The sequence below is a fragment of the Candidatus Micrarchaeia archaeon genome (assembly GCA_041650355.1).
Classification (GTDB): Archaea; Micrarchaeota; Micrarchaeia; order Anstonellales; family Bilamarchaeaceae; genus JAHJBR01.
Genome location: JBAZLI010000030.1, coordinates 1 through 10,059 on the forward strand (window position 1 = coordinate 1; position 10,059 = coordinate 10,059).

The 10,059-nt window shown below is 55.7% G+C and carries 15 protein-coding genes; 6 read left to right on the forward strand and 9 right to left on the reverse strand.

Annotated features, from left to right (window positions below; genetic code table 11):
• The coding region (locus WC488_02955) for a hypothetical protein (protein ID MFA5077360.1) at positions 1-292 on the reverse strand (292 nt) is incomplete at its 3' end.
• Between the two features lie 50 nt (positions 293-342).
• Between WC488_02955 and WC488_02960 the strand changes: the two genes are divergently transcribed.
• Genes WC488_02960 through WC488_02975 form a run of 4 tightly spaced genes read left to right on the forward strand, consistent with a single transcriptional unit; the run spans position 343 to position 3,043 of the window.
• Positions 343-666 (forward strand): PadR family transcriptional regulator, encoded by a 324-nt coding sequence (locus tag WC488_02960; GenBank protein ID MFA5077361.1) that lies wholly within the window; start codon positions 343-345, stop codon positions 664-666.
• A gap of 2 nt (positions 667-668) precedes the next feature.
• Entirely contained in the window at positions 669-1,256 is a 588-nt protein-coding gene (locus WC488_02965) for an AAA family ATPase (GenBank protein MFA5077362.1), read from the forward strand.
• Complete coding sequence (locus WC488_02970) at positions 1,228-1,734, forward strand: SMC-Scp complex subunit ScpB (GenBank protein MFA5077363.1); 507 nt, start codon at positions 1,228-1,230, stop codon at positions 1,732-1,734. Before WC488_02965 ends, WC488_02970 begins: the two co-directional genes overlap by 29 nt.
• Positions 1,735-1,756: 22 nt before the next feature.
• Entirely contained in the window at positions 1,757-3,043 is a 1,287-nt protein-coding gene (locus tag WC488_02975) for a PP2C family serine/threonine-protein phosphatase (protein ID MFA5077364.1), read from the forward strand.
• Between the two features lie 58 nt (positions 3,044-3,101).
• On the opposite strand, the gene WC488_02980 is transcribed toward WC488_02975, so the two are convergent.
• From WC488_02980 to WC488_03000, 5 genes are all read right to left on the reverse strand, one after another.
• The gene (locus WC488_02980; protein MFA5077365.1) at positions 3,102-3,449 is read right to left on the reverse strand and encodes a hypothetical protein; all 348 of its coding nucleotides are present in this window, start codon (positions 3,447-3,449) and stop codon (positions 3,102-3,104) included.
• Positions 3,450-3,453: 4 nt separating this feature from the next.
• Positions 3,454-3,666 carry a hypothetical protein gene (locus WC488_02985; protein MFA5077366.1) on the reverse strand — a complete coding sequence of 71 codons (213 nt, stop codon included), beginning with the start codon at positions 3,664-3,666 and terminating at the stop codon, positions 3,454-3,456.
• A gap of 56 nt (positions 3,667-3,722) precedes the next feature.
• On the reverse strand, positions 3,723-3,977 hold the full coding sequence (locus WC488_02990) for a hypothetical protein (protein MFA5077367.1): 255 nt from the start codon (positions 3,975-3,977) through the stop codon (positions 3,723-3,725).
• Positions 3,978-4,042: 65 nt separating this feature from the next.
• Positions 4,043-5,131, reverse strand: a complete 1,089-nt coding sequence (locus tag WC488_02995) for a GTP-binding protein (protein MFA5077368.1) — start codon at positions 5,129-5,131, stop codon at positions 4,043-4,045.
• A gap of 24 nt (positions 5,132-5,155) precedes the next feature.
• Positions 5,156-6,508 (reverse strand): MFS transporter, encoded by a 1,353-nt coding sequence (locus WC488_03000; GenBank protein ID MFA5077369.1) that lies wholly within the window; start codon positions 6,506-6,508, stop codon positions 5,156-5,158.
• Between the two features lie 87 nt (positions 6,509-6,595).
• Between WC488_03000 and WC488_03005 the strand changes: the two genes are divergently transcribed.
• Both WC488_03005 and WC488_03010 read left to right on the forward strand, forming a co-directional pair.
• Entirely contained in the window at positions 6,596-6,844 is a 249-nt protein-coding gene (locus WC488_03005) for a pro-sigmaK processing inhibitor BofA family protein (GenBank protein ID MFA5077370.1), read from the forward strand.
• 9 nt (positions 6,845-6,853) lie between these two features.
• The gene (locus tag WC488_03010; protein ID MFA5077371.1) at positions 6,854-8,122 is read left to right on the forward strand and encodes an MBL fold metallo-hydrolase; all 1,269 of its coding nucleotides are present in this window, start codon (positions 6,854-6,856) and stop codon (positions 8,120-8,122) included.
• Between the two features lie 24 nt (positions 8,123-8,146).
• Here WC488_03010 and WC488_03015 read toward each other — a convergent pair whose 3' ends face one another.
• From WC488_03015 to WC488_03025, 3 genes are all read right to left on the reverse strand, one after another.
• Positions 8,147-8,500: a TRAM domain-containing protein gene (locus tag WC488_03015; GenBank protein ID MFA5077372.1), complete on the reverse strand. Its 354-nt coding sequence runs from the start codon at positions 8,498-8,500 to the stop codon at positions 8,147-8,149.
• A 138-nt stretch (positions 8,501-8,638) separates the two neighbouring features.
• Entirely contained in the window at positions 8,639-9,520 is an 882-nt protein-coding gene (locus WC488_03020) for an ankyrin repeat domain-containing protein (GenBank protein MFA5077373.1), read from the reverse strand.
• 169 nt (positions 9,521-9,689) lie between these two features.
• Positions 9,690-10,059 (reverse strand): DUF92 domain-containing protein (locus WC488_03025; protein ID MFA5077374.1); only part of this gene is annotated, 370 nt, incomplete at its 5' end.

Below are 10,059 nucleotides of genomic sequence, written 5' to 3' on the forward strand. Positions count from 1 at the left end.
CGCCGTCCATGAGCGTGATGCTGTCCGGGTATCCTGTAGTGACTCCCAGGATGGTGTTTCCGTATGTGCTCACGGCTGCGTAAATCAGGCCAACCGTGAGCGCTGCTATCAGGAGCTCCTTCCACTCGTTCTTGGCCCACGCCTCGAGCTGGGGGTTGTGCAAAGGCTGGGACGCCATGTATGCGAGAGCAACTAAAAAGACGGTGAGCATCGCCGCGATGGGGACCAGGGCGTATTCCCCTGCCGCGAAATTCAGCGGTAGCAGAAGCAATAGGATGAGCCCAAGGCGCATGCTCTCTATATGAAGAGAATATTTATATTGCTGACGGGTAAGATATGCACATGAACGACGATGATGCAAAGCGCAGCAGGCCGTTCAGGCGCCTCGTGGACTCTCTCACCACAGGCAACCTGTGGCTCTACGTGCTTTCGCTGATGAGGAAGGGAAAGGTGTACGCGTACGCGCTTCCGGAAAGCATAGAAAAAAAATACCGCTTCAGGCCAAACAGGGTGATGATTTACGTGGTGCTCTACAAGCTCGAGGCCGAGGGGCTCATAGCTTCTGCATTCGAGGAAAGGAGGAAGTACTACCACCTTACGAAAAAGGGAACGGACTCGCTGGCGCGCGGAAAGAGATACCTGGCGTCGCTTTCAAAAAGGTTGTAGGCATGCTCATCCTGGTCACCGGAAGCCCGTGCACGGGCAAGACTACCTCTTCAAAGGAGCTCGGGAAAATACTGAAGATGGGTGTGCTGCACATAACGGATTTCGTGGAATCGAACGCGGGAATGCTCGGCGGGCGGTTCGATAAGCGGATGGACAGCGAACTGGTGGACGTGCAAAAGCTCGGGAAGGCGCTTAGGGGCGAATGCAGGAAGCACGCGGGCCTGATAATAGAGGGCCACCTGGCCTGCGAAGTGAGACTTCCGGCGGATTATGTATTTGTGCTCAGGTGCAGGCCGGACATCCTTGAAACCAGGCTGAGGAAACGGGAATATTCCGTGCGCAAGGTTGAGGAGAACCTGCTTTCCGAGATGCTCGATTACTGCCTCCAGAAAGCAGAAGCTAACTGCCCTGAATCCAATATAATCCAGATTGAGACCGCTGGCTCCACGGCTGGGAAAAACGCGAAAAGGATGGCCGGAATCGTGCGCGGGGCCGGGCGGCGCGAGCGCGGAGAAAAGGTTAATTATACGTCCTACCTAATCAGACACCTGGGGTTGCGAAATGGAAGACGACAAAAAAAGAGTCATTGAAGCCGCGCTGTTCATATCAGCGCGCAGCATGGCAATCGAGGAGCTGGGAAAGCTCACCGGGATTGCAGCGCCTGGATTCGTGCGCACCATGCTCGCGGAGCTCAAGGGCGAGTATGAAGCCAGGGGGAGCGCGGTCGAGATAGCGGAAATGGAGGGCAAATGGCTCATGCGGGTGAAGGAAGATTATGCTGAGCGCGTGAAGGGCTTCGCACAGCAGGCCGAGGTCGGAAGGAGCGCGATGCGCACCCTGGCCTACGTGGCAAGGCACGACGGGGTTCTCAAAAGCGACGTGGCGCACCGCATCGGCTCCCAGGTTTATCAGGACGTCCACGAGCTCGTGCAGAATGGGTTCATCAGGCAGGTGAAGGCTGGGAGGAGCAAGCGCCTGTTCCTGACCGACAAGTTCAGGCAGTATTTCCGCGCCGTGCAGACCGGAGGGCAGACGCAGCTCGAGGAGCGGCCTAAGGAGAGTTTATAAAGTTTTTTCTGGAAAACGGCACATGGCGAAGTTTGCCTCACCCCCACTTAAAGATGAATTGCTGGAAGAGCAGCTGTTCGAGAGGAAGAAAAAGGACCTCAGCGCCCTGAAGAAGGAGAGCGGGGAGCTGCTGAAGCCGGATTTTGGAAGGACCGCCAGCGAGCTTCTCCAGGATGTGCAGTACAAGGGCATAGTGGCGCGCGCCATAGGGCGGGGCTTCGAGGAGCGCGAATACATAAGCCAGAAGGATTTGGAGAAGCTGATGATGCTTTCGGAGCTCGACCCGGGCTTCGGAAAACAAATCGAAGTGAAGCTGATTCCGATAATGAAGAAGGGGCGCAGGTGGGAGGACAAGGAGAGCACGCGGCTCAGGAAAGAATACGTGAAAAAATCCCAGCAGTTATTGGACATACTTTCGAAATTCCAATTCGGCGGATTCACAAAAAGCGAGGAAATCTACCTGAGCGGGGACAAAATTTTCGACAAAACCAGCGCGTATCTGGACTTCGCGTCGGCGGTAGCGCTCGTGGACAAGGGAGTGCGCAAGCGCAGGGCCACCAAGGCCAGCGGCTCGGCGTATTTCAGGGAGGTTTACCTCAACGGGAAGCGCGGCGCAGTGTTCGGGCTTTTCGACGGGTTCGACGAGCGCGGGCTGGAGTACCTTCCCTCCTCCATGTCGCTGGCCATATTCAAGGAAAGCGTCCAGCACCTCGGGAGCGAGGATGCCCTGCTCGGAATCCTCGAGGGTTTCATGAGGAATGCGGATGCGAAGATAAGCGAGAACGTGAGGGGATTCTGCGGCGCGAGCGCCACGTGCGGAATGGTGTTCGGCAAGAAGCTGTATTACGCAAACGTAGGGAACAGCAGGATATACGGGGTGAAAGCCAACGGGGCCGTGGAGAAGCTCGTGGGGGACGAAGTTGCCTCAGGGCTTGGGAACAGGGAGCAGTTCCACTCCGAGCTCAAGTATCCGTATTTCTACCTAGGAGGATTCACCCAGCGCATGAAGGGCAAGAAGAGCTTCAGGGTCATACACAATGAATTCAAGCTCAAGCCGCCGTACATAGGGGCGCTGGATGTTTCCCCGTACGCTTACATTTTCGTTGCGAACAGCGGGGTCTGGAAAAGCACGATAACCATGGGCAATGTTGTTTCGCTTGACGACGGGAAACTGAGCGAGGTCTTCGCGAAGGCGAGAAACCCGCTCAACGCGATGGAGCGGATGGACATGCAGGTGAAGAATTTCATGAAGGAGGCCGAGAACAAGAGCATGGTTGACGATATCGCGATGCTGTATTTCACGATATGAGGATGCTGGGCCAGGAAACGCTTCAGGCGGCTTCTTTTAGTTCGCCCTGCTATTTTTTTCAGTTCGAGAAGAATTCCTTGCTGGGCTCGCTCGGAAGGTCGTGCTTGAACCTGTAGTTTTCGAGCATGCTCTGGGCCTTCCTGAATTTGTCCTCCTTCCCCTTTAGCTCGGCTTCGTCCACGAATTCGAGGTAAAGCCCCACGTCCGCGAGGTTCCTGGAGCCGTCTTCGAGCATGTTGCCCAGGAGCCCGGCCATCAGCTTCTTCCCTTTCTCGTCGCTGCCCACCACGCTGAGCGCGAGCGCGACCTGGTTTATGAAATGCTCCCGGTCCTCCTGAGACATCGCCTTCCATATCGCGCCGAGCTTCTTTTTTGCTTCGGATTCGAAATCGTCGAAGAGGGCCATTGCATCACGAATACCTGGTTTTCAGGTGTGCCAGCCTGTTCAGCTCGTTGGCAATCTGAATAGCGGCTTCTCTCCCGGCTTCGAGCTTCCTCTCCTCCTGGGCCGGAGCGGCTTTTGCCTTCGGGCCTGATGCGCGGGGCACAGGGCGGATGAAATGGGGCGGCGGCTCCTGCTCCGCTTGCTTGCGCACTTTCAAAGAGGTTTCTCCCTTGCCCATACAAACACATTCCGCTTACTCGGCAGGAGTTTTTAATCGTTTCGTGAACGGTCTCATCATTGCGACAGGGCGTTGAGCGGATTCCATGTGCCGTTGACGAACTTGTACAGTTTTTTTGAGGTGGAATCATAGACCAGGCTTGTTTTGGACGCCACGGAGAGCGGCCTGTCTATCTCTATGCTTATCACGTTCCGCATCCAGTCTATGTCGCTTCCGAAAGGGTTGCGCTCGATTATGTATATTGATTTGCGCTCCTGCTTGATTTTCTCGCACCATGCGATTATTTTGTCCAGGTCTTTTTTATCGTACATTTCCACACCCGCAAAAAGGATGGATTTGCGCTTCTTTCCGCAATCATTTGCCTATCTGCCATTTCTTAGTATTTCTTTATTATAGATAGTATGTCCCCGTCCTGGAGCACGTGGTCCAGCCCGACGCGCTGGCCCGGGTGCTTCACGCTTTTCCCCCACACGAGCGCGTACCTGAACTCCTTGAGCAGGTTGCGGTGCAGCCGCGAGCACACGTCCGAAATCTTTGTGCCGTTGCGCACTATGAGCGGCTCTTCCATGTCCGCTTCCCCGCCCCTGGGCTTGGTATAAATGCGCATGAACGAGAGCGCCCTGTATATCGCATCCACTGCGTTCGCAAGGCCCAGGCTGCGCTCCGAGGAAACGGCCGCGAAGGGAAGCAGGAATTTCTTCCTGATTTCTTTTTCGTTGGCTAGGTCTATCTTGTTCATTATTATCACTGCCGGGAGATAGACGCGGTTGCCCTCCAAAACATCTATGAACTGGTCCACGTCTATATCCTGCCTTATCACCACGTCCCCGCTGTGCAGGCCGTATTCGTTGAGTATGCTGTGTATTGTCCTCATGTCCAGCTTCGTGAGCTTCAGCGTGGTGTTTATCGTGACTCCGCCGCGGGTGGTTTTTTTTATCACCACGTCCGGGGCGCGCTGGTTCAGCCTTATCCCCATCCCGTAAAGCTCCTTCACCAGCACTTCGTAATGCTCAGGGTGCTGGGCATCGAGCATTATGAGGATGAGGTCCGCGCTCCGCGCCACGGCTATCACCTCACGCCCCCTTCCCCTCCCGTCTTTTGCGCCTTCTATTATCCCGGGCAAATCAAGAATCTGGATTTTCGCGCCCTTGTGGTATAGCATGCCTGGTATGCAGGTGAGCGTGGTGAACGCATAGGCCGCGATTTTGCTCTCTGCTTTCGTGACCTTGTTGAGGAAGGTGGATTTGCCCACGCTGGGGAAGCCGATTATCGCTGCGGTCGCGTCGCCGTTCTTCCTCACATCGAATGAAGGGGCTCCCGAGCCGCTCTTGGCAGGGGAGATGAGGGAGCGCCTGAGCTTCGCTATCTTGGCCTTGAGCAGGCCGATGTGGAATTCGGTGGCCTTGTTCTTCTGAGTGCGCCTTATCTCGTCCTCGAGTTCGCGGATTTTCTCGGCTATTCCCATCGCTCTTTCATCTCAGGGAGAGAATTAAAGCTTTTTCCGCGCCTGCTTCGGGCTCCTTTCGCGCACGAATGCGGCCACATTCTGCAAATCGTACGCAAGCCCCATCAGCGGATACACCGTCACTATCTTGGTGGCGAGCACGAGGGGGTGGGATTTTTTCCTCGGCTGCGCGTTCTCCTTGAGGATGAAGTAGGCTGCGGCAGGTACGAGAATCCGGGCGAGCGCCGCGATTATGAACAGCAGCCTGAATGCCGCGGCATCGGCCCCGAAGGCCGCGAGCAGCGCTCCGCCGAAAAGGGTGCCGAAGAAAGCCCCCAGAGACGCGTAAATGGCATAATCTCCGGCGGCCCTGGAACGCATGCGCGGATTTACGTTGTCAAGCACGAACATGCTGGTGGACAGCAAAACCCCGCCCCAGGCAAGCGTGCCAATTATGTTCGCGAGCTGGGCTTCCGCGGCGTTGGTGACGAAATAGACGCAGAGTATGGAAAGGGGAAGGAGCGCCGTGCTGGAAACCAGCACCGCCTTTGGGCCGTAATGCTCTATTAGCCGGCCCCAGTGGTAGAAGGAAAGCGCGTATATTACCAGCGTTGCAAGCAGGAGCAGCGAGAAATTGAGGTAGCCGATTCCAAGCACGCCCAGATAATACACATCAATGAACGGCGAGGCCATGGTGAGCGTGAAGTAGAGGAGAAACTGGATGACGCAGAATGCCCTGAAGCCAGGGACCGAACCAGTCAGCGTGAAGCCGCTGTTCGGATGCGGATCCCAATGCCTGCTCAGGAAATACGCGCCTGCGAGCCTTGCGGCGAACGAGAAGAGGAACAGGAGCGCGAAGCCGAGCAGGATCTCCTGCCCTGCGTAGTCCAGGACCAGGCCTGCGCAGAGGACCGCGAGCAGGGCAACGAAATTGTATATCCGGTTCCTGAAGCCGAACCAGCTGGCTCTTTTCTCTGCCGGAACTACGTCGCCCATGAGCGCGAGCCAGGGTGGGTTGGCGATCCCCCCGAAGAAAAGGGCCAATGCCGCAAGAACCACAAGCAGGATTCCGACTATGGCGCGGTCCAGCCCCTGCCATGCGAGGCACGCGACCGCGGAGAGGAGCAGGAAGCATAGGGACTGAAGGAAAACCGAAACCACCACCACTTTCTTGCGCTGCCATCCGAAGGGGTTGAAATGCACTATGAGCTTCTGCCCCACCCCGTCCATCAGCGAGCCTGATGCATTGAGGGCGCTTATGACTTCTATGGGCGCTCGCAGGGCAACGGCAAAGGGATTGAGGAATCGGGTTCCTATATAATACATCACGGCCCATAAGCTCCCGTCGATTATGGAATAGCGCATGGTCTTTTCCCTGAGCGGGTCGCTTTTGGCCATGAGTCAATTGGAGAAGTTAGGAATAAAACTGCTGCGGAAAGGGAATTCATATAAAATACATTGCTGGTATTTCATAATGGTGAGCGCTTGGGAATAGGGATAATCATAGGGCTCCTGGTTGCTGTGGTCTCGGCGTACCTGATATACCGCATGCTGAAGGCTGTGTGGGTGCTCGCGCTCAACGGGATAATCGGGCTCGCGGTGTTCTGGCTGCTCGGAGCGTTCGGGATAACGCACGTGAACATAGACGTATGGACGTTCCTCATAGCCGCGATAGGCGGGCTCCCGGGAGTTGCCGTGGTCGTGATGCTTGCGTATTTAGGTGTGCCTCTCTAGGTTGATGTTATGGTAATAAAACTGCATTGTTTAGGTGCGAGCAGGGAAGTGGGTAGGAGCGCGTTCGTGCTCCAGACCGACAGGCGCGTACTCCTGGATTACGGGATGAAGATTTTCGACGAAGCCGGGAAGCCGAGCTACCCGGACAGCGTGGAGAACGTGAAGCTGGACGCGGCTTTCATAAGCCACGCGCACCTGGACCATTCCGGTTTCGTGCCCAAAATATACACGCACTCCAAAATCCAGTGGTACGGGACCCCGCCCACTTACGACATATGCGACATACTGTGGAAGGACAGCATGAAGATACAGGGCGACGAGCTTCCATGGGGCAATTCCCATTACAAAAAAGCGATGAAGTACTGGCAGCCGCTCATGTACAACCACCGCGTGGGGGTGGGCGAAACCAATTTCGAGTTCACGGACGCAGGGCACATAGCCGGAGCGGCTATGGTGCTCGCGAGCCACAAGGGGAAGAAGGTGCTTTACACAGGGGATTTCAAAACCGAGGCCACGCGGCTCCATTCCGGGGCCGTGCCCCCGAAAGAGGAGGTGGACGCGCTCATAATAGAGAGCACTTACGCTGATAGGGAGCACCCGGAAAGGAAGGGGCTGGAGAAGAAATTCGCTGATGAAATTTACGAGACCATCAACCAGGGGGGCACAGTGCTCTGCCCTGCGTTCGCGCTCGGGCGGAGCCAGGAGCTCATCAGGATAATAAGGGCTTACCACAAGGACGTGCCCATCTACCTGGACGGCATGGCCAAGGCCGTGACCCAGGTTTACGCCAAGTACAGGAAATACCTGCATGATTACGACCGGTTCGTGCGGGACGTGGAAAGCATCACATTCGTGGACGGCGTGGAGGACCGCAGGAACGCGACCGCAGGGGGGAACGTGATCGTGTCCACTGCCGGGATGATGGAGGGAGGCCCTGCGCTCAACTACACGAAGTTCCTGAACCGGGACTCAAAAATCATATTCACCGGATATTGCGTGGAGGGCACCAACGGGTGGCTGCTCCAGAACAAGGGCCAGCTGAGGGTGGACCGGAGCGTGCTGGAAGTGGAACTGCCGGTTGAGTACTACGATTTCTCGGCGCACGCAGGAAGGAGCGAGCTTTTCGCGCTCGTGAAGAAGCTTAACCCTGGGAAAGTCGTGTGCGTGCACGGGGACGAGGCGCGGGCCGAGAAGTTCGCAGAGGAACTGAACGGAATGGGATTCGACGCGGCAGCGCCTGCGCGCGGGGATAAAATTGATTTGGTAAAAATTTCTTAAAATAAGATAAGAAAAAGAAAAAAATCACTGCTGGATGTCCTCGCCGTCCCCTTCGTCAGCAGGCTCTGCGGCTGGTTCCGCCTCTGCCGCCGGTTCGGGCTGGGCTGCGGGCTCTCCGCTGACCACTTCCGCGCTCGCAGAAGACCTGCCCATGGAAGTTATTTTGACTTTCACGGTCTGGCCCTGGCTCGCGCCCTTAACGAATATCACGAAGCCGTCCTTCTTTGCGATTCCGTCTCCTTTTGCGCCGGTGGCTTCAATGGTCACTTCAACCACGTCTCCGACCGCAACCGGCTTCGGCAGGTTGCTCTGGCCTCCGCCGCCGAATCTCCCACGGCCCCCTCTGAAGCCGCCCCTTCTTTCTCCGTATTCATCCATTCATTTCACCTGTACCTTGCTTTCTTTCCTGTCCGGCACTTTAAAATTAGTCAAACTTCGGTCTGACGTTGGTTTATTGCCGGAGCTGATGTGTATAATGCAGCGACCGGTTTAAATGTTTTCGCGTTTTCAGCTCTTTTACTGCAGTAACAACTTCGTTTTCGTTCCTCGAACCCACACATTCGTCTTTTTGGGATCAAATTTTCTGAGTCTACGTTGCTGCCGCCCGGCCTCCTCGAGTTCTTCTCTTCGTCTGGCTAGATTGGGCCCAGGAGAAAGAATATTGGAATTTTCTGAGGAAGCGTGCGCACGCTCAATTTCCCTGGCTGCGGACCTCGCGTCCCTACTGGACGGAACCTCTGCGCTTTCAATTATCCCGCTGATTGTATCGCAAAAACTCCAATTATGCGGGTGCTTAAACTGGGCATAATTGAGGATATCCTGCCCACCGCATTTTGCAGTCGTATCTGCTCCCATGCTCACGAGCAACCTGAACGTATATACGTCCATCTTATTCACCGCGACGAACAGAAGCGGAGTGCCCGAAGCGTCCGCCGTGTTAGGGCTGACCCCTCGCTCGAGCTGGAAGCGCGCTTCGGGTATGTTGCCGGCCCTGACCGCGCGCACAAGCTCCGATGCGCTCGGCCTCATGTTCTTCTCAAGCAGCTCCGCGATTGCTCTGGCGCCCACCTCCTTGGCGACATCTGAAGCGCTCAACCCTGCCGTGTTGCGCAGGTATGGATTCGCCCCCTTATCCAACAGCAATCTGACCGAAGCGATATTCTCTTCACCTGCAGCAAAGTGGAGGGCAGTGTTGTCTCCGCTGTCTTTCGTGTTCTGGTTGGCCCCTCTTTCGAGCAGCATTCTTAGGATATCAAGGGCTCCCGGTTCTGAATCACGGTTCATGGCTGCGTACATGAGCGCAGTGGTGCCCTCATAGCCCTTAAAATTGACGATTGACCTGTCTGACGAAAGCAGTCTTCGTACGGCGGTGGCATCACAAGCAGACACTGCCTGCATGAGCGAACTGGGGGCGTCTCGCGAATATGGTGCACGTCTGCCCGTAGAATTATTGGAAGATTCCATCACAAACACCCAGTAATAATTTGTAATAATTTATAGGCAATTATATTTTTAATTGTTTGTTTTAGTATGAATCTGTGTTTATGCTAGAAAATTAGGATTTCGCTCAGCGCCCCAGGTACAAACCGAGAATAGCCCCGGTGAGCGAGCAGATGAAATTGGAGGTGAATTTGTTCCCAATCCCTTTTTCCTCAAAAACACCGGCCAGGGTATCTGCGAAGCTTCCGAGGAAGCCCGCGACGCCCACGAGTATGGCGGTCGTTGGAGTGATGCCGAAAATAAGGATTGCCGCTGCGCCTATGAACAGGGCGCCCGCGAAGCTCATCAGGGTCCCGAGCGGGCTCACTGCTCCGCTTGTCCCGGGGGTAACCTCCTTCATGGTAAGCAGGTAGATGGGCTTCTTCTTTTCCAGCACCCCGAGTTCGGACGCGAACTTGTCCGAGGTTATCGCCGCAACTGAAGCTATGAACGGCATC